This window comes from Klebsiella sp. JB_Kp004 (genome assembly GCF_040065795.1).
Lineage (GTDB): Bacteria > Pseudomonadota > Gammaproteobacteria > Enterobacterales > Enterobacteriaceae > Klebsiella > Klebsiella quasipneumoniae.
Map to the genome: position 1 here is coordinate 77,835 of NZ_JBEAKW010000050.1, position 19,607 is coordinate 97,441.

Consider the following 19,607-nt stretch of genomic DNA (forward strand, 5'->3'; position numbering starts at 1 on the left):
ACATTAAATGATTAGTTTCCCCGTTTCGCGGCCCGAGAACCCGCAGATGGCGCACAGAACCGCTAATTTCAGAAAAGTGATCGATGGCAAAGGGGCGTTGTTAATCCTGACCCGGAGGCGGGGCAACGGCCACGCCTCCGGGGAGGACGCCGGCCTACATCGCCAGCACGTACTTGAGCATCACCCCGGCGGCGATCGCCGAGCCGATCACCCCCGCCACGTTCGGGCCCATCGCGTGCATCAGAAGGAAGTTTTGCCCGTCCGCTTCCAGACCCACCTTGTTCGACACCCTGGCCGCCATCGGCACCGCCGACACCCCGGCTGAACCGATCAGCGGGTTGATCGGGTTCTTACTGAACCTGTTCAGCAGCTTCGCCATCAGCACCCCGGCGGCGGTCCCCACGCAGAAGGCGATCACCCCCAGCAGCAGGATCCCCAGGGTCTGCGGCTGCAGGAACTTGTCCGCCACCAGCTTGGCCCCCACCGACAGCCCGAGGAAGATGGTCACGATGTTGATCAGCGCGTTCTGCACCGTATCGCTCAGCCGCTCCACCACCCCGCTCTCGCGCATCAGGTTGCCGAAGCAGAACATTCCCAGCAGCGGCGCGGCGTCCGGCAGCAGGAGCGCCACCAGCAGCAACAGTACCGCCGGGAAGAGGATCTTCTCCCGCTTACTCACCGTACGCAGCTGCACCATGCGGATCTTCCGCTCCTTATCCGTGGTCAGCGCCTTCATGATCGGCGGCTGGATCAGCGGTACCAGCGCCATGTAGGAGTAGGCGGCCACCGCGATGGCCCCCAGCAGCTCCGGCGCCAGCTTGCCCGACAGGTAGATCGCCGTCGGGCCGTCGGCGCCGCCGATAATGCCGATGGCCGCCGCCTGCGGCAGGGTGAACGAAATCAGGCCGAAGTAGTTCAGCGTCAGCGCTCCGAGGACGGTGGCGAAGATACCGAACTGCGCCGCCGCCCCCAGCAGCAGGGTGCGCGGGTTGGCCAGCAGCGGGCCGAAGTCGGTCATCGCCCCGACGCCCATAAAAATCACCAGCGGCGCGATGCCCGAGCCAATCGCCACCTTATAGAAGATGGCCAGCACCCCGGCGGAGTAGCCCATGTCCACCGCCAGGCTCTCCATCTGCCCCTGCACCGACGGCAGGGCCAGGGCCAGCGCCTCCTTAATGGCGTGGACGTCCGGCGCGCAGTGGAGCTTCGCGGCAATCACCGCCAGCTGCGCCGGGTCGTGGTGGGCCAGCAGGCTCTCCAGGGCGGTGAGCGCCAGCCCGGCCTCCGGGATATTGGAGAGCAGGCCGCCGAAGCCAATCGGCAGCAGCAGCAGCGGCTCGAACTTCTTCGCAATCGCCAGCCAGAGCAGCAGCAGGCTGACCAGCAGCATCACCGCCTGGCCGAACCCCAGGTGCATCAGCCCCATCCCCTGAATCAGGGCGTTCAGACTTTCCATTTCCGCTCCTCGTCGTTACGCCAGCTGCAGCAGGGTGTCGCCGACCGCCACCGCATCGCCGGCTTTCACCGCGATACCGCGGACGGTCCCGGCATGAGCGGCGCGGATTTCGGTTTCCATCTTCATGGCTTCCAGAATCAGCAGCACGTCGCCTTCGGCCACGCTCTGACCCTCGCCGGCAATCACTTTCCAGATAGTGCCCGCCAGCGGCGCGGTGACCGGGGTGCCGGCGCCGGCCGGGGCGGCGGCAGGCGCAGCGGCCTGCACGGGAGCCGCTGCCGTCAGCTGGCTGACGTCGCCGCCGTCGCTGACCTTCACCACAAAGGCTTTGCCTTCCACTTCCACGGTGTAGACGCCGGAGGCGGCCGGTTTATCGGCTTTTGCCGCCGGTTTGACCTCTTCAGCCTGCGGCACCGGTTCGAACGCCGCCGGGTTATTGCGATTCTCCAGGAACTTCAGGCCGATTTGCGGGAACAGGGCCACGGTCAGCACGTCGTCGATGGCGTTCTCCGCCAGCTGAATATTCTTCTCCCGCGCCTGGCGCTTCACATCGGCTTCCAGCTGCGCCAGCTCCGGCTTCAGCAGGTCCGCCGGGCGGCAGGTGATGGCTTCAGCGCCGTCCAGTACGCGGGCCTGCAGGGCGGCGTTCACCGGCGCCGGCGTGTGGCCGTACTCACCTTTCAGAATGCCCGCCGTTTCTTTAGCGATGGTTTTGTAGCGCTCGCCGGTCAGCACGTTGAGCACCGCCTGGGTGCCGACAATCTGCGAGGTCGGGGTGACCAGCGGGATGAAGCCGAGGTCCTCGCGCACGCGGGGGATTTCCGCCAGCACTTCATCCAGACGGTGGGCGGCATTTTGCTGCTTCAGCTGGCTTTCGAGGTTGGTGAGCATCCCGCCCGGGACCTGGGCGACCAGAATGCGGCTGTCGGTGCCTTTCAGCTGGCCCTCGAAGGCGTGGTACTTCTTACGCACCTCGCGGAAGTACGCCGCGATGCTCTCCAGCTTGTGGATATCCAGCCCGGTGTCGTGCTCAGTACCCGCGAGGGTGGCCACCAGCGCTTCGGTGGCCGGGTGGCCGTAGGTGGCGCTCATCGAGGAAATGGCGGTATCGACGCCGTCGACGCCGGCTTCAATGGCCTTCAGCAGGGCCATCTCCGCCATGCCGGTGGTGGCGTGGCAGTGCAGGTGCAGGGTGACGGCAAAGCGTTTTTTGATTTCGCTGACCAGCTCAAAGGCGGCGCCGGGGGTGAGAATGCCGGACATGTCTTTAATCGCGATGGAGTCGACGCCGGTCTCCAGCAGCTGTTCGGTGAGGTCGAGCCAGGTCTGCAGGGTGTGGGCCGGGCTGGTGGTGTAGCTCAGGGTGCCCTGGGCGTGGGCGCCGTGGCTGCGGACCGCCTGCAGGGCGGCCTGCATGTTGCGCGGGTCGTTCATGGCGTCGAAGACGCGGAAGACGTCCATACCGTTTTTGACGGCTCGCTCCACGAAGCGTTCGACCACGTCGTCGGCGTAGTGACGGTAGCCGAGCAGGTTCTGGCCGCGGAGCAGCATCTGCAGCGGGGTTTTCGGCATCGCCTTTTTCAGCTCGCGCAGGCGGACCCACGGGTCCTCGCCGAGGAAGCGGATGCAGGCGTCGAAGGTGGCGCCGCCCCAGCACTCCAGCGAACGGTAGCCGACGTCGTCAAGCTGAGCGGCGACGGGGAGCATATCGTCGAGACGCAGACGGGTGGCGAACAGGGACTGGTGGGCGTCGCGCAGGACGACATCGGTAATGGCAACGGTCATGAATTCCTCCGTGAATTAAGGGTGAAGACGGCGGTGGTGGTGAATGGCGGCGACAATCGCCGGCTTTAAGCGGGCGAAGTCGCCGGCGGGCGCAACGGCGGGCAGTGGCGTCGCTTTTGGCGCCGCAGCCGGTTCGGGGAAGAAGCGGTTGACGGCGGCGGACATCCCCTGGATGGCGAAAATCAGCAGAAACAGAAACGCCAGCACGAACCCCATGCCGAGGCACATCAGGGTGAAGCCTTCACCCAGCAGTACAGCTTCAGTCATTGAAAGACCCTAAAGTAAGGGCACGACGGCGTGTTTGAAGGTTAACCAAACGATACTTCCGGCTAAGGAGTAGGGGGGATTTCCCGAAGCCGCCCCCGGCTCTGGCCCCTGACTGGCATCGCTGTGGTTGACGCTCAAACATCGCCATCGTGCGTGTTGGTTACATCATCATGCCGAACACAATGCTGGCGATGACCAGCACAATACCGCCGCCCAGACGGGAGGAGATTTGCGCATAAGAGATAAGATTCATACGGTTACAGGCAGAGAGCACTTCCAGGTCGCCTGAGCCGCCGCGGTTAGCCATGCACAGGCCTGCGGTGATGGCGGATTCGATCGGGAAGAAGCCAATCATCCAGCCGCCGATGGCCGCCCCGACGACAGCACCCACGACGATTACCGCAGCGATGATGACGTTCGCGAAGGTAATCGCGTCGATAATTTCCTGCAGGTCGGTGTAGCACACGCCGACCCCGACCATCAGTACCCACAGCAGCTGCTTAGAGAAGAAGTCAGACAGGCGTTTGGCCCCGGCTTTGATCTCCGGCGAGCAGAGGCCGGAAGCGTTCAGCGCCGCGACGATCAGCACCATCCAGGCGAAATAGTGGATTGAGACACCGCCAATGCTTGGCAAAATTTTCTTGGCAATGACGTAGGCCAGCAGGAAACAGGTGGTGGCGAGCACCAGGCCGACTGCCGTTTCGCGATGGGTAATCTGGCCTGCTTTTTCATCATCATCAACTTTAAAGGAGGCTTTACGTACCAGTTCGCCTTCCCCGCTCAGCCAGGTGTGTTTTTTACCGATAATATCGAGCAGCGCGGCAAAAACGATGGCGAAGATATTGGCGATGGTCAGAATGGCAATCGCGGTGGAGTAGTACTCTTCACGGGAGCGGCCGGTGACGGAGTGATAAATTTCAGACAGCGGAACCGCGCCTGCGCCGTTGCCGCCGCCCATAATCGGCAGGACGTACAGCATCATAATGCGGTCTACGGAAATACCGAAGCACAGGCCGATGATAATCCCGAAGATAGATGCGCCGAGGATCCCCATAAGGATCGTCGGAATATAACCCAGCAGCGATTTCAACAGCAGTTTACGGTTAACCGAGAGAATGGCGCCAGTTATCAAAACTGCGATGAATAAGTTCAGGAAGTTGCTTTTATCCATCACATTAGTGATTGCATCAATTTCTTTTTGGGTAAAAATGCCTGCGTAAACGAAATAAGCGGCGACGAGGAAGATCATCACCGGCGCGCCGCCAATATATTTATTAAATATCGGCAGCCGTTTGCCAATCTCGCCAAAGATGGCGCCGATAATAAACATAATGGCAAAGCCGCCAACCAGGTCGGTGGGTAACGCATTAAAGAAGTGGGAAAGTAATAGCGTAATTAACGCAAACGCATAAAGGGGTAACGGCATGCCGAAGATTTTAAATCCCAGCAGGTCGCTTACGCCCTTTTTCTCCGTCGCCGGAGCCTGGCTCATGTTAGTCATAAACGTTATCCTGTTTATCAATGAAGTAATAAGACCGGCGCATAGTAATAAATAGACTCAGTGTTAAGGTGTGATAACCTTCACTGAATACTCGTGTTTTTAATTAATTTAATTATTTTTATTATGCTGAATGAATTAACAACATAAAAACCATAAAGCCAATTAAGCGACGGGGAAAATTGTGATTTAAATACAAGAATCGAAAGCCGAACGCTGGCGAAATACAGGTCGTTTTGGAATAACGAAGCGCTAAAAAATGACTCTGATATTAAAACGCGTTCTGCTACGGAAGGATAAATCGCGGCGAGAGGCGATTGACCTCTTTCTCCGTCAGCATCAGCTCTCATTAGAGGCTGATTGCGAAATGGCCATTGTCGCCGAGTATCAGCAGCGGCTGGTCGGCTGCGGCGCCATCGCCGGCAACGTCCTGAAGTGCATCGCTATCGACCCCTCGCTGCAGGGGGAGGGGCTGAGCCTTAAGCTACTGACAGAATTACTCACCCTGGCCTACGAGCTGGGGCGCAGTGAACTGTTTTTATTCACTAAGCCCTGTAACGTCGCGCTCTTTGCCGGCGCCGGATTCTGGCCAATCGCGCAGGCCGGCGATCTCGCCGTGTTACTGGAAAATAGCCGCGAACGGCTGACCCGCTACTGCCGCCAGCTGGCGATGTACCGTCAGCCGGGACGCAAAATAGGCGCTATCGTGATGAACGCCAACCCGTTCACGCTCGGCCACCGCTGGCTGGTGGAGCAGGCGGCCCGTCAGTGCGACTGGCTACACCTGTTTGTGGTGAAAGAGGATGCCTCCCGTTTCACGTATCAGGATCGCTACACGCTAATCGAAAAAGGGATTGCCGGCATCAACAAGGTAACGCTGCATCCCGGTTCGGCATACCTCATCTCGCGGGCCACCTTCCCTGGCTACTTCCTCAAAGAACAGGGGGGGGTGGACGACTGCCACAACCAGATCGATCTCCAGCTGTTCCGCGAACATTTAGCCCCGGCGCTGAAGATAACCCATCGTTTTGTCGGCACTGAGCCGCTGTGTTCGCTGACCCGCCATTACAACCAGCGTATGAAAGCGTTGCTGGCAGCGCCAGGCGACGCGCCGCCTGTTGAGGTGGTTGAGCTGGCGCGAATCGAAAAAAACGGCGGGCCGATATCGGCTTCCAGGGTGCGCGAACTGTACCGGCAGCGCAACTGGCAGGCGGTGGCGGCGCTGGTGCCGCCGGGAACCCTCTCTTTTCTGATGCAACTGGCGGAAAGCGAACATCAAACCGCCTGATTTTTACGCCATAACAAAGGATTTGCCTCTATGGAAATGAAGATTGACGCCCTGGCCGGCACGCTGGAGTCCAGCGATGTGATGGTCAGGATTGGGCCGGCGACGCAGCCGGGCATTCAACTGGAGATCGACAGCATTGTGAAGCAGCAGTTTGGCGATGCGATTGAGCAGGTGGTCAGAGAAACCCTGACGCAGCTCGGCGTTAGCCAGGCCAACGTGGTGGTGGATGATAAAGGGGCGCTGGAGTGCGTTCTGCGCGCCCGGGTTCAGGCTGCGGCCCTGCGCGCGGCGCAACAGTCTCAATTGCAATGGAGCCAGCTATGAAACCACGTCGCAGTATGCTGTTTATCCCCGGCGCCAATGCCGCCATGTTAAGTACTTCATTCGTTTACGGCGCCGATGCGGTGATGTTCGACCTCGAAGATGCCGTTTCGCTGCGCGAGAAAGATACCGCTCGCCTGCTGGTGTATCAGGCGCTGCAGCATCCGCTGTATCAGGATATCGAAACCGTGGTGCGCATTAACCCGCTAAATACGCCGTTTGGTCTGGCCGACCTGGAAGCGGTGGTACGCGCGGGTGTGGACATGGTACGTCTGCCGAAAACCGACAGCAAAGAAGATATTCATGAACTGGAAGCCCACGTTGAGCGGATTGAACGCGAGTGCGGCCGGGAAGTGGGTAGCACCAGGCTTATGGCGGCCATCGAGTCGGCGCTGGGGGTGGTAAACGCGGTCGAGATCGCCCGCGCCAGCCCGCGTCTGTCGGCCATCGCGCTGGCGGCCTTCGACTACGTTATGGATATGGGCACCTCCCGCGGCGACGGCACTGAGCTGTTCTATGCCCGCTGCGCCGTGCTGCATGCTGCGCGGGTCGCCGGCATCGCCGCCTATGACGTCGTGTGGTCGGATATTAATAATGAAGAGGGCTTCCTCGCGGAAGCGAATCTGGCGAAGAACCTCGGCTTCAACGGGAAATCACTGGTCAACCCGCGCCAGATCGAACTGCTGCACCAGGTCTATGCCCCGACGCGAAAAGAGGTCGACCATGCGCTGGAGGTGATTGCCGCGGCGGAAGAGGCAGAGTCGCGCGGTCTGGGCGTGGTGTCGCTGAACGGCAAGATGATCGATGGACCGATTATCGACCACGCGCGCAAAGTGGTGGCGCTTTCAGCTTCCGGTATTCGTGATTAAGGGGAATAAGATGAAAGAGACAGTAGCAATGCTTAATCAGCAGTATGTGATGCCGGAAGGATTGACCCCTTACAGCGGCGTGACGGCGAAAAGCCCATGGCTGGCCAGTGAGACGGAAAAGCGCCGGCGTAAAATCTGCGACTCGCTGGAAACGGCAATCCGTCGTTCCGGCCTGCGAAACGGCATGACCATCTCGTTCCACCACGCGTTTCGCGGCGGTGACAAAGTGGTCAATATGGTGGTGGCGAAGCTGGCGGAGATGGGCTTTCGCGATCTGACCCTGGCGTCCAGTTCGCTTATCGACGCTCACTGGCCGCTGATCGAGCATATTAAAAACGGCGTGATCCGCCAGATCTACACCTCCGGCCTGCGCGGGAAGCTCGGCGAGGAGATCTCCGCCGGGCTGATGGAAAATCCGGTGCAGATCCACTCTCACGGTGGTCGCGTACAGCTGATCCAAAGCGGTGAGTTGTCCATTGACGTGGCGTTCCTCGGCGTTCCCTGCTGCGATGAGTTTGGCAATGCCAACGGCTTTAGCGGTAAGTCGCGCTGCGGCTCGCTGGGCTACGCGCGCGTTGATGCGGAACATGCCAAATGCGTCGTGCTGTTGACCGAAGAGTGGGTGGACTACCCTAACTACCCGGCCAGTATCGCCCAGGATCAGGTGGATCTGATCGTTCAGGTGGACGAAGTAGGCGATCCGGAAAAAATCACCGCTGGCGCCATTCGTCTGACCAGCAATCCGCGCGAGCTGCTGATCGCCCGCCAGGCGGCGAAGGTGGTTGAACACTCCGGTTACTTTAAAGAGGGATTCTCGCTGCAGACCGGCACCGGCGGCGCCTCGCTGGCGGTGAGCCGCTTCCTGGAAGACAAAATGCGCCGCAACGGTATCACCGCCAGCTTCGGCCTTGGCGGCATCACCGGGACGATGGTCGATCTGCATGAGAAAGGGCTGATTAAAACGCTGCTCGACACCCAGTCGTTCGATGGCGATGCGGCGCGCTCGCTGGCGCAGAACCCGAACCACGTCGAAATCTCTACCAATCAATATGCCAGCCCGGGTTCCAAAGGGGCCTCCTGCGAGCGCTTAAACGTGGTAATGCTCAGCGCGCTGGAAATTGACACCGACTTTAACGTCAACGTGATGACCGGCTCCAATGGCGTGCTGCGCGGCGCGTCAGGCGGTCATAGCGATACCGCCGCCGGCGCGGATTTGACCATCATTACCGCGCCGTTAGTTCGCGGGCGCATTCCCTGCGTCGTGGAAAAGGTGCTGACCCGCGTGACGCCGGGAGCCAGCGTGGATGTGCTGGTCACCGACCATGGCATTGCGGTAAACCCGGCGCGCCAGGACCTGATCGACAATTTACGCAACGCCGGTATTGCGCTGATGACCATTGAGGAACTGCAGCAGCGCGCGGAGTTGCTGACGGGCAAACCGAAAGCGATCGAATTTACCGATCGGGTGGTGGCGGTAGTCCGCTATCGCGACGGTTCGGTCATCGATGTGATCCATCAGGTGAAAAACAGCGACTAAGCGCGGAGGGGAAAGGCTATGAGCGACGTGTTAATTCAACCTCCGCGTGTGCTACGCGGAAAACCACTGAGCGCCGAAGAGGTGGTCAGCGCGGTAGAGCGCGCGCTGTTGACCGAAGTTCGCCTGACCCCTAAGCCCGGGCTGGTGGATATTCGTAACGCTGGCGCGCACCGGGATATGGATCTGGCCTCGTTTGAGGCCAGTACCGCGGTGGTGGCGCCGTGGATGGAGAAGTTTTTTATCATGGGCCACGATACCGCGGCGGTCGCGCCGGAGCAGGTGTTGATGATGCTGCGTCCGGTGGGAATGGCCTGCGAGAACGATATGCTGGAGGTCACCGGCGGGGTGAATACCCATCGTGGGGCGATCTTCGCTTTTGGCCTGCTCAGCGCGGCAGCGGGCAGGCTGGTCTCGAAAGGCGAGCCGATAGAGCAGCACCGGCTTTGCGACCAGGTGGCGCGCTTCTGTCGCGGCATGGTTATGCAGGAATTGTCCTCCGCCAGTGGGGAACGGCTGAGCAAAGGCGAGATGCATTTTCTGCGTTACGGCTTCTCCGGCGCCCGCGGCGAGGCGGAGAGCGGATTCCTGACTGTGCGCACCCAGGCATTACCGGTCTTTAACCGCATGATGGAGGAGACCGGCGACAGCAATCTGGCGCTACTGCAAACCCTGCTGCATCTGATGGCATGGAATGATGACACCAACCTGGTGTCACGCGGCGGGCTGGCCGGATTGAACTATGTCCAGCAGGAGGCGCAGCGGCTGCTGTGGCAGGGCGGCGTGCTGGCTGACGGTGGGCTGGAGGCGTTGCGCCAGTTTGATGACGATCTGATTGCCCGCCATCTTAGCCCCGGCGGTAGCGCCGATCTGCTGGCGGTGACCTGGTTTTTATCCGCGTTTCCCGCCGGCGCGCTTTTCCCGCTGTAACCCTCTGCAACATGGCCCTCGCCCGCACCGTGCGGGCGGGGCATCATCATTCGCATCCTGGTTCTCACTGCGTAAACGAGGAATTGCGGCACAATCATATAGTTTTTACTGATATCGTCCGCCGTTTGTCATAAATTTCTAATTATCGGCGTTTTTGAGTAGCGGCCCGCTGACGGGCTGGTTACTCTGAAAACAATTTACGTAATGTTAACAAAAGAGAATAGCTATGCATGATGCACAAATCCGCGTGGCCATCGCCGGCGCGGGCGGCCGGATGGGACGCCAGTTAATTCAGGCTGCGCTGCAGATGGATGGAGTGGCGCTGGGCGCGGCGCTGGAGCGTGAAGGATCCAGCCTGGTGGGCAGCGACGCCGGCGAGCTGGCGGGCGCCGGCAAAGCGGGCGTCACGGTGCAGAGTAGCCTGACGGCGGTAAAAGATGATTTCGACGTGTTGATCGATTTTACCCGCCCGGAAGGCACGCTGAACCATCTGGCGTTTTGCCGCGACCACGGCAAAGGGATGGTCATCGGCACCACCGGTTTTGACGACGCTGGCAAGCAGGCGATTAGCGATGCCGCGCAGGAGATTGCCATTGTCTTTGCCGCTAACTTTAGCGTCGGCGTCAATGTTCTGTTAAAGCTGCTGGAGAAGGCGGCGAAGGTGATGGGCGACTACACCGACATCGAAATTATCGAAGCGCACCATCGGCATAAAGTGGATGCGCCGTCAGGCACCGCGCTGGCGATGGGCGAAGCGATCGCCGGGGCATTGAACAAAGATCTCAAGGACTGCGCGGTCTACAGTCGTGAAGGCCACACTGGCGAACGCGTCCCGGGCACTATTGGCTTCGCGACCGTCCGCGCGGGGGATATCGTCGGTGAACATACAGCGATGTTTGCTGATATTGGCGAACGTATTGAGATCACCCATAAAGCCTCCAGTCGGATGACATTTGCTAATGGTGCGGTTCGCTCTGCATTGTGGCTGAAAGGCAAGAAAAATGGCCTCTTTGATATGCGTGACGTGCTGGAACTGAATAGTTTATAACGATTATTACCCATCGTGATGTGGTTATTGCTATCAATAAGTTATTGATGCAAGGGGCAATATTTTGTTGCCCTTTTTTATTTTTGGCTGTTTTTGGTTGTTGTTCATCTGAGAAGGCTATAAGTTTGGATGTTGTTCGGTTTTTTAGTGAACGAAATGTAAATTTTGACCATTTGGTCCACTTTTTTGCCGCTCAGCGCCAGGTTTTACACTCTTCGCCGTCCGCAAGCGTTTTCTCAGCCAGGTTTGTTGATCTTTTTGGCGTAAAAATCACGTGTTATGCGCCAGTGGCGTAAAATGACATTAAAAATCTCCGCTTTAAGTTGACTTTTATCCGACATCTCTCCAGAATGCCGCCGTTTGCCAAAAATCTGCGGGCAACAGATTTGCATTGATTCAGATCGTGTTTATGAATTAATATGCAAATAAAGTGAGTGGATATTCTCTGGAGGATGTTTTGATTAAGTCAGCGCTATTGGTTCTGGAAGACGGAACCCAGTTTCACGGTCGGGCCATCGGGGCAACCGGCACGGCGGTTGGGGAAGTCGTTTTCAATACTTCAATGACCGGTTATCAAGAAATCCTCACTGATCCTTCCTATTCCCGCCAAATCGTCACTCTTACTTATCCTCATATTGGTAATGTCGGCACCAACGCCGCCGATGAAGAATCTTCTCAGGTACATGCTCAGGGTCTGGTTATTCGCGACCTGCCGCTGATTGCCAGCAACTTCCGCAGTACCGAAGACCTCTCTTCCTATCTGAAGCGCCATAACATCGTGGCGATTGCCGATATCGATACCCGCAAGCTGACGCGTCTGCTGCGTGAGAAAGGGGCGCAGAACGGCTGCATCATCGCGGGCGACAGTCCGGATGCCCAGCTGGCGCTGGAAAAAGCGAAAGCGTTCCCTGGCCTGAACGGCATGGACCTGGCGAAAGAAGTGACCACCGCAGAAACCTACAGCTGGACGCAAGGCAGCTGGACCCTGGCGGGCGACCTGCCGGAAGCGAAAGCGGAAAACGAGCTGCCGTTCCACGTCGTCGCGTATGACTTCGGCGCGAAACGCAACATCCTGCGCATGCTGGTTGATCGCGGCTGCCGCCTGACGGTGGTGCCGGCGAAAACTTCGGCGGCGGATGTGCTGGCGCTCAATCCGGACGGCATTTTCCTCTCCAACGGTCCTGGCGACCCGGCGCCGTGTGATTACGCTATCGACGCGATTGAAAAATTCCTGGAGACCGATATTCCGGTGTTCGGCATCTGCCTCGGCCATCAGCTGCTGGCGCTGGCGAGCGGCGCCAAGACCATTAAGATGAAGTTCGGCCACCACGGCGGCAACCACCCGGTGAAAGATATTGATAATAACGTGGTGATGATCACCGCCCAGAACCACGGTTTCGCCGTGGATGAGGCGACGCTGCCGGCCAACCTGCGCGTGACCCACAAGTCGCTGTTCGACGGCACCCTGCAGGGGATCCATCGCACCGACAAGCCGGCGTTCAGCTTCCAGGGCCACCCTGAAGCGAGCCCGGGGCCGCACGATGCCGCGCCGCTGTTCGACCACTTTATCGAGTTAATTGAGCAATACCGTCAGTCCGCGAAATAATCAGGAGTAAAAGAGCCATGCCAAAACGTACAGACATAAAAAGTATCCTGATTCTGGGCGCGGGCCCGATTGTTATCGGTCAGGCGTGCGAGTTTGACTACTCCGGCGCCCAGGCCTGTAAAGCCCTGCGCGAAGAGGGCTACCGCGTTATCCTGGTGAATTCTAACCCGGCGACCATCATGACCGACCCGGAAATGGCCGATGCCACCTACATCGAGCCGATTCACTGGGAAGTGGTGCGCAAAATCATCGAAAAAGAGCGCCCGGACGCGGTGCTGCCGACTATGGGCGGCCAGACGGCGCTGAACTGCGCGCTGGAGCTGGAGCGTCAGGGGGTGCTGGCTGAATTCGGCGTGACCATGATTGGCGCCACCGCCGATGCGATTGACAAGGCCGAAGACCGTCGCCGTTTCGATATCGCGATGAAAAAAATCGGTCTCGACACCGCGCGTTCCGGTATCGCCCACACGATGGAAGAGGCGCTGGCGGTAGCGGCTGACGTCGGCTATCCGTGCATCATCCGTCCGTCGTTCACCATGGGTGGCACCGGCGGCGGCATCGCCTATAACCGCGAAGAGTTCGAAGAGATTTGTACCCGCGGCCTGGATCTCTCTCCCACCAACGAGCTGCTGATTGATGAATCGCTGATCGGCTGGAAAGAGTATGAGATGGAAGTGGTGCGCGATAAGAACGACAACTGCATCATCGTCTGCTCTATCGAAAACTTCGACGCCATGGGGATCCACACCGGTGACTCCATCACCGTTGCGCCGGCGCAGACCCTGACCGACAAAGAGTACCAAATCATGCGTAACGCCTCGATGGCGGTGCTGCGTGAAATCGGCGTCGAAACCGGCGGCTCTAACGTTCAGTTCGCGGTCAACCCGAAAAACGGTCGCCTGATCGTTATCGAAATGAACCCGCGCGTTTCCCGCTCCTCGGCGCTGGCCTCCAAAGCCACCGGCTTCCCGATTGCTAAAGTGGCCGCCAAGCTGGCGGTAGGTTACACCCTCGACGAGCTGATGAACGACATCACCGGCGGCCGTACCCCGGCTTCCTTCGAGCCGTCCATCGACTACGTGGTCACGAAAATCCCACGCTTTAACTTCGAAAAATTCGCCGGCGCCAACGACCGTCTGACCACCCAGATGAAGTCCGTCGGCGAAGTGATGGCGATTGGCCGTACCCAGCAGGAGTCCTTGCAGAAAGCGCTGCGCGGTCTGGAAGTGGGCGCCACTGGCTTCGACCCGAAAGTGAGCCTCGACGATCCGGAAGCGCTGACTAAAATCCGCCGCGAACTGAAAGACGCCGGCGCTGAGCGTATCTGGTACATCGCCGACGCGTTCCGCGCGGGCCTCTCGGTTGACGGCGTTTTCAACCTGACCAACATCGACCGCTGGTTCCTGGTGCAGATTGAAGAGCTGGTCCGTCTGGAAGAGAAAGTGGCGGAAGTGGGCATCAACGGCCTCGACGCTGACTTCCTGCGCACCCTGAAGCGTAAAGGCTTTGCCGATGCGCGTCTGGCGAAGCTGGCGGGCGTGCGGGAAGCGGAAATCCGCAAACTGCGCGACCAGTATGATCTGCACCCGGTCTACAAGCGCGTGGACACCTGCGCCGCGGAATTCGCCACCGATACCGCCTATATGTACTCCACTTATGAAGAAGAGTGCGAGTCCAACCCGTCCGTTGACCGCGATAAAATCATGGTCCTCGGCGGCGGCCCGAACCGTATCGGTCAGGGTATCGAATTCGACTACTGCTGCGTACACGCCTCGCTGGCGCTGCGCGAAGACGGTTACGAGACCATCATGGTCAACTGTAACCCGGAAACCGTCTCTACTGACTACGACACTTCCGACCGTCTGTACTTCGAGCCGGTCACCCTGGAAGACGTGCTGGAAATCGTGCGCATCGAGAAGCCAAAAGGCGTTATCGTGCAGTACGGCGGCCAGACGCCGCTGAAGCTGGCGCGCGCGCTGGAAGCCGCAGGCGTACCGGTTATCGGTACCAGCCCGGACGCTATCGACCGTGCGGAAGACCGTGAGCGCTTCCAGCACGCGGTTGACCGTCTGAAGCTGAAGCAGCCGGCGAACGCCACCGTCACCGCCATTGAACAGGCGGTAGAGAAAGCGAAAGAGATTGGCTACCCGCTGGTGGTGCGTCCGTCTTACGTGCTGGGCGGTCGGGCGATGGAGATCGTCTATGACGAGCAGGATCTGCGCCGCTACTTCCAGACTGCGGTCAGCGTCTCCAACGACGCGCCGGTGCTGCTGGACCGCTTCCTCGACGACGCGATTGAAGTGGATGTCGATGCTATCTGCGATGGCGAAATGGTGCTGATTGGCGGCATCATGGAGCATATCGAGCAGGCAGGCGTTCACTCCGGCGACTCCGCCTGTTCCCTGCCAGCCTACACCCTGAGCAAAGAGATTCAGGATGTGATGCGCGAGCAGGTGCAGAAGCTGGCCTTCGAGCTGCAGGTTCGCGGTCTGATGAACGTCCAGTTCGCGGTGAAAGATAACGAAGTCTATCTGATTGAAGTCAACCCGCGTGCGGCGCGTACCGTGCCGTTCGTCTCCAAAGCCACCGGCGTACCGCTGGCGAAAGTGGCGGCGCGCGTGATGGCCGGTAAGACGCTGGCGCAGCAGGGCGTGACCAAAGAGATCATCCCGCCGTACTACTCGGTGAAAGAGGTGGTTCTGCCGTTCAACAAATTCCCGGGCGTTGACCCGCTGTTAGGGCCAGAAATGCGCTCCACCGGGGAAGTGATGGGCGTCGGCCGCACCTTTGCCGAAGCGTTCGCCAAGGCGCAGCTGGGCAGCAACTCGACCATGAAGAAACAGGGGCGCGCGCTGCTCTCCGTCCGCGAAGGCGACAAAGAGCGCGTGGTCGACCTGGCGGCGAAGCTGCTGAAGTTTGGTTTCGAGCTGGATGCAACCCACGGCACGGCGATTGTGCTGGGCGAAGCCGGCATCAACCCGCGTCTGGTGAACAAGGTGCATGAAGGCCGTCCGCACATTCAGGACCGTATCAAGAATGGCGAATATACCTACATCATCAACACCACCGCAGGTCGTCAGGCGATTGAAGACTCCAAGCTGATTCGCCGCAGCGCCCTGCAGTACAAAGTGCACTATGACACCACCCTGAACGGCGGCTTTGCCACCGCGATGGCGCTGAACGCTGACGCCACCGACAAGGTGATTTCGGTTCAGGAAATGCACGCGCAAATCACCAAATAAGCGCTCCGGCCTGGCCGGATAGCAACAAACCTGGGCTGACGATATCGTCAGCCCATTTTTTTTGGCTGCGGCCATCTTCAGAGAGTTCTGCTTTTAACCCCCTGTCGGGTCAGGCTAACTATAGTTAGCACCATAACGATACCTATTGATGAAAAGACAGGAGGATACAATGCGCAACAATATTCTGGTGGCATCCGCGCTGGCAGCGACGGCAATCATGTTCGTGGCCGGTTGCTCATCGAATCAGTCGATCAAAACCACCGACGGCAAGACCATTGTCACCAGCGGTAAACCGCAGGTGGATGATGATACCGGTCTGGTCTCCTACAAAAATGCCGAAACCGGACGCGTGGAGCAGATTAACCGCGATCAGGTGAAATCCATGGATGAGCTGGATAATTAAGGCCTGACGTTTTCCATTCAGGCGCGCGTTACGTACACCACCGCGACATAAATCACAGTTATCATTGTAAGCGGTTCGCTTAACTGTCTACACTCTTGCTGATTACGACAAGAGTTAACGCAGGCCAATCAATGATTCTGATAATTTATGCGCATCCTTATCCGCAGCATTCTCATGCGAATAAGCGAATGCTTGAACAAGCAGGGACGCTTGAAGGCGTAGAGATACGCTCCCTTTATCAACTCTATCCCGACTTTAATATCGATGTCGCCGCCGAGCAGGCGGCGCTCGCCCGTGCCGATCTGGTTATCTGGCAGCACCCGATGCAGTGGTATAGCGTGCCGCCGCTGCTGAAGCTGTGGATGGACAAAGTGCTGTCGCACGGCTGGGCCTATGGCCATAACGGTATTGCGCTGCGCGGTAAATCGCTGATGTGGGCGGTGACCACCGGCGGCGGTGAAAGCCACTTTGATATCGGTTCGTTTCCCGGTTTTCCGGTGCTGGCGCAGCCGCTGCAGGCCACCGCGCTTTACTGCGGGATGAAATGGCTGCCGCCGTTCGCCATGCACTGCACCTTTATCTGCGATGACGAAACGCTGCAGGCGCAGGCCCGCCACTATCGTCAACGCTTAATCGACTGGCAGGAGGCACATCAGAATGGATAGCCATACGCTGATACAGGCGCTGATTTACCTTGGCGCCGCGGCGCTGATTGTGCCCATCGCCGTCCGCCTTGGGCTTGGGTCGGTGCTGGGCTATCTCATCGCCGGCTGTATTATCGGGCCGTGGGGGCTGCGGCTGGTGACCGACGCCGAGGCGATTCTGCACTTTGCCGAGATTGGCGTGGTGCTGATGCTGTTCGTCATTGGTCTGGAGCTGGATCCGCAGCGTCTGTGGAAGCTGCGCGCTTCGGTGTTTGGCGGCGGCGCGCTGCAGATGGTGGCCTGTGGGGTATTGATCGGCCTCTTTTGCATGCTGCTGGGCCTGCGCTGGCAGGTGGCCGAGCTGATCGGTATGACCCTGGCGCTCTCCTCAACCGCTATCGCCATGCAGGCGATGAATGAGCGCAATTTGACGATGTCGCAGATGGGGCGCAGCGCCTTCGCGGTGCTGCTGTTCCAGGATATCGCGGCGATCCCGCTGGTGGCGATGATCCCGCTGCTGGCGGCCAGCGGCGGCGCCACTTCGCTGATGGCTTTTGCCCTCTCCGCGCTGAAGGTGGCCGCGGCGCTGGCGCTGGTGGTGGTTCTGGGGCGCTATCTGACCCGTCCGCTGCTGCGCTTTGTCGCCCGTTCCGGTCTGCGCGAAGTGTTCAGCGCCGTGGCCCTGTTCCTGGTCTTCGGCTTTGGGCTGTTGCTGGAAGAGGTGGGGCTGTCGATGGCGATGGGGGCGTTTCTCGCCGGGGTGCTGCTGGCCAGCTCCGAGTATCGCCATGCGCTGGAGAGCGATATTGAGCCGTTTAAAGGCCTGCTGCTGGGGCTGTTCTTTATCGGCGTCGGGATGTCGATTGATTTCGGCACCCTGGTTACCCATCCGCTGCGTATTGTGATTTTGCTGGTGGGTTTCCTGGCGATAAAAATGCTGATGCTGTGGCTTATCGCCAGGCCGCTTGGCGTGCCTCGCGCCCAGCGCCGCTGGTTTGCGGTGCTGCTGGGGCAGGGGAGTGAGTTCGCGTTTGTGGTCTTTGGCGCCGCGCGGATGGCGGAGGTGCTGGACGGCGAATGGGCAAAGGCGCTGACCCTGGCGGTGGCGCTGTCGATGGCGGCAACCCCCATTCTGCTGGTGCTGCTGACCCGTCTGGAGAAATCGTCCAGCGGCCAGGCGCGTGATGCGGACGAGATTGATGAAGAGCAGCCGCGGGTGATTGTCGCCGGCTTTGGCCGCTTCGGGCAGATCGCCGGGCGACTGCTGCTCTCCAGCGGGGTGAAGATGGTGATCCTCGATCACGACCCGGACCATGTCGATACTCTGCGCAAATTTGATATGAAGGTCTTCTACGGCGATGCCACCCGGGTCGATCTGCTGGAGTCGGCTGGCGCCGAAAAGGCGGAGGTGCTGATCAATGCCATTGACGATCCGCACGTCAGCCTGGAGCTGGTGGCGAGGGTAAAAGAGCATTTTCCGCATCTGCAGATTATCTCCCGCGCCCGCGATGTTGATCACTATATCCAGCTGCGTCAGGCTGGCGTCGAAGCCCCGGAGCGTGAAACCTTCGAGGCGGCGCTGAAATCCGGCCGGATGACGCTGGAGGCGCTGGGGCTCGGCGCGTATGAAGCGCGCGAGCGGGCCGATCTGTTCCGTCGCTTCAACCTGCAGATGGTCGAAGAGATGGTGGCGATGGCGGAAAACGATGCGGCGTCGCGGGTGGCGGTCTTCAAGCGGACCAGCGATATGCTGACCGGCATCATCAACGAAGATCGTCATCATCTGTCGCTGGTGCAGCGTCACGGCTGGCAGGGGACGGAAGAGGGCAGGCACACCGGGGATATCGCCGATGAGCCGGAAAATAAGCCCTCCGCCTGACGTTAATCAGTAACATTTTGTTTTCGTTTGGATCCTGTTCTGGCGGCCCACGGCACGAACGTGGGCTTGCCAGCAAATCAGAAAATTTTCTTATTCTTTACCCTCCGGCCAGTCGACGAAGTTGTACGCTTTCCGTATAGTGGCGACAATTTTTTGTACTCAGGAATGAATGAATGATCAGTCTGATTGCGGCGTTAGCGGTAGATCGCGTCATTGGTATGGAAAACGCCATGCCATGGAACCTGCCTGCCGATCTCGCCTGGTTCAAACGCAACACATTAAATAAGCCGGTAGTGATGGGGCGTCTGACCTGGGAATCCATTGGGCGCCCGTTGCCGGGGCGTAAAAATATCGTGATCAGCAGCAAGCCAGGCAGCGACGATCGCGTGCAGTGGGTCTCCTCCGTTGACGAAGCGATTGCCGCCTGCGGCGATGTGGAAGAGATCATGGTGATCGGCGGTGGTCGGGTTTATGAGCAGTTCCTGCCGAAGGCGCAGAAGCTCTATCTGACCCATATCGATGCGGAAGTGGAAGGCGATACCCATTTCCCGGATTACGATCCGGACCAGTGGGAATCGGTGTTCAGCGAGTTTCATGACGCCGACGCGCAGAACTCCCACAGCTACTGCTTTGAGATCCTCGAACGCCGTTAAGCGGGAAGGATAGCAATGAAAAAACCCCGGTCGCGTCTGGCGTGACCGGGGTTTTCTTTGGCGTGAATTCAGCGCGGATGCCGCTGCCACTATTTTTTCTACGCCAGGTTTCCCGTCGCGGGGTGCGTCTTTCCGGAGCGCTGCCCGGGGTGACAAATGGCACGTAAACGTAGGTCGGGTAAGG

Annotated in this window: 16 protein-coding genes; 12 read left to right on the plus strand and 4 right to left on the minus strand. The window is 59.2% G+C overall.

Going from position 1 to position 19,607, the window contains the following annotated elements; translation table 11 throughout:
* Positions 1–154: 154 nt before the first annotated feature.
* The 4 genes from ABLX76_RS23745 to citS form a co-directional block, all read right to left on the minus strand.
* On the minus strand, positions 155–1,456 hold the full coding sequence (locus ABLX76_RS23745) for an oxaloacetate decarboxylase subunit beta (RefSeq protein WP_211774334.1): 1,302 nt from the start codon (positions 1,454–1,456) through the stop codon (positions 155–157).
* A 15-nt stretch (positions 1,457–1,471) separates the two neighbouring features.
* Entirely contained in the window at positions 1,472–3,241 is a 1,770-nt protein-coding gene (oadA, locus tag ABLX76_RS23750) for a sodium-extruding oxaloacetate decarboxylase subunit alpha (RefSeq protein WP_348875369.1), read from the minus strand.
* 15 nt (positions 3,242–3,256) lie between these two features.
* Positions 3,257–3,508, minus strand: coding sequence for an oxaloacetate decarboxylase subunit gamma (locus ABLX76_RS23755; RefSeq protein ID WP_348875370.1), 252 nt, complete (start codon positions 3,506–3,508; stop codon positions 3,257–3,259).
* A 160-nt stretch (positions 3,509–3,668) separates the two neighbouring features.
* Complete coding sequence (gene citS / locus ABLX76_RS23760) at positions 3,669–5,009, minus strand: citrate/sodium symporter CitS (protein ID WP_023291938.1); 1,341 nt, start codon at positions 5,007–5,009, stop codon at positions 3,669–3,671.
* A 256-nt stretch (positions 5,010–5,265) separates the two neighbouring features.
* Here citS and citC point away from each other — a divergent pair, with 256 nt between their 5' ends.
* The 12 genes from citC to folA all read left to right on the plus strand — a co-directional run bounded on the left by citC (position 5,266) and on the right by folA (position 19,423).
* Positions 5,266–6,294, plus strand: coding sequence for a [citrate (pro-3S)-lyase] ligase (gene citC, locus ABLX76_RS23765; protein ID WP_348875371.1), 1,029 nt, complete (start codon positions 5,266–5,268; stop codon positions 6,292–6,294).
* A 30-nt stretch (positions 6,295–6,324) separates the two neighbouring features.
* The gene (gene citD / locus ABLX76_RS23770; RefSeq protein ID WP_023291940.1) at positions 6,325–6,618 is read left to right on the plus strand and encodes a citrate lyase acyl carrier protein; all 294 of its coding nucleotides are present in this window, start codon (positions 6,325–6,327) and stop codon (positions 6,616–6,618) included.
* Positions 6,615–7,484 carry a citrate (pro-3S)-lyase subunit beta gene (gene citE / locus ABLX76_RS23775; protein WP_023291941.1) on the plus strand — a complete coding sequence of 290 codons (870 nt, stop codon included), beginning with the start codon at positions 6,615–6,617 and terminating at the stop codon, positions 7,482–7,484. The genes citD and citE overlap by 4 nt, the downstream gene beginning before the upstream one ends.
* A gap of 10 nt (positions 7,485–7,494) precedes the next feature.
* Complete coding sequence (gene citF, locus ABLX76_RS23780) at positions 7,495–9,021, plus strand: citrate lyase subunit alpha (protein ID WP_032429096.1); 1,527 nt, start codon at positions 7,495–7,497, stop codon at positions 9,019–9,021.
* Between the two features lie 18 nt (positions 9,022–9,039).
* On the plus strand, positions 9,040–9,948 hold the full coding sequence (gene citG / locus ABLX76_RS23785; protein WP_032453157.1) for a triphosphoribosyl-dephospho-CoA synthase CitG: 909 nt from the start codon (positions 9,040–9,042) through the stop codon (positions 9,946–9,948).
* A gap of 226 nt (positions 9,949–10,174) precedes the next feature.
* Positions 10,175–10,996, plus strand: a complete 822-nt coding sequence (gene dapB / locus ABLX76_RS23790) for a 4-hydroxy-tetrahydrodipicolinate reductase (RefSeq protein ID WP_023291944.1) — start codon at positions 10,175–10,177, stop codon at positions 10,994–10,996.
* A 457-nt stretch (positions 10,997–11,453) separates the two neighbouring features.
* Complete coding sequence (gene carA / locus ABLX76_RS23795; protein ID WP_072421132.1) at positions 11,454–12,602, plus strand: glutamine-hydrolyzing carbamoyl-phosphate synthase small subunit; 1,149 nt, start codon at positions 11,454–11,456, stop codon at positions 12,600–12,602.
* Positions 12,603–12,619: 17 nt separating this feature from the next.
* Positions 12,620–15,844, plus strand: coding sequence for a carbamoyl-phosphate synthase large subunit (gene carB / locus ABLX76_RS23800; protein WP_004204267.1), 3,225 nt, complete (start codon positions 12,620–12,622; stop codon positions 15,842–15,844).
* Between the two features lie 169 nt (positions 15,845–16,013).
* The gene (locus tag ABLX76_RS23805; RefSeq protein ID WP_002888059.1) at positions 16,014–16,247 is read left to right on the plus strand and encodes a YgdI/YgdR family lipoprotein; all 234 of its coding nucleotides are present in this window, start codon (positions 16,014–16,016) and stop codon (positions 16,245–16,247) included.
* A 131-nt stretch (positions 16,248–16,378) separates the two neighbouring features.
* Positions 16,379–16,912, plus strand: a complete 534-nt coding sequence (gene kefF / locus ABLX76_RS23810) for a glutathione-regulated potassium-efflux system oxidoreductase KefF (RefSeq protein WP_004204269.1) — start codon at positions 16,379–16,381, stop codon at positions 16,910–16,912.
* Positions 16,905–18,770, plus strand: coding sequence for a glutathione-regulated potassium-efflux system protein KefC (kefC, locus tag ABLX76_RS23815; protein ID WP_023291948.1), 1,866 nt, complete (start codon positions 16,905–16,907; stop codon positions 18,768–18,770). The genes kefF and kefC overlap by 8 nt, the downstream gene beginning before the upstream one ends.
* Before the next feature lie 173 nt (positions 18,771–18,943).
* A complete protein-coding gene (gene folA, locus ABLX76_RS23820) occupies positions 18,944–19,423 on the plus strand; it encodes a type 3 dihydrofolate reductase (protein WP_004204271.1) in 480 nt (159 codons plus the stop codon).
* The last annotated feature ends 184 nt before the right edge of the window (positions 19,424–19,607 follow it).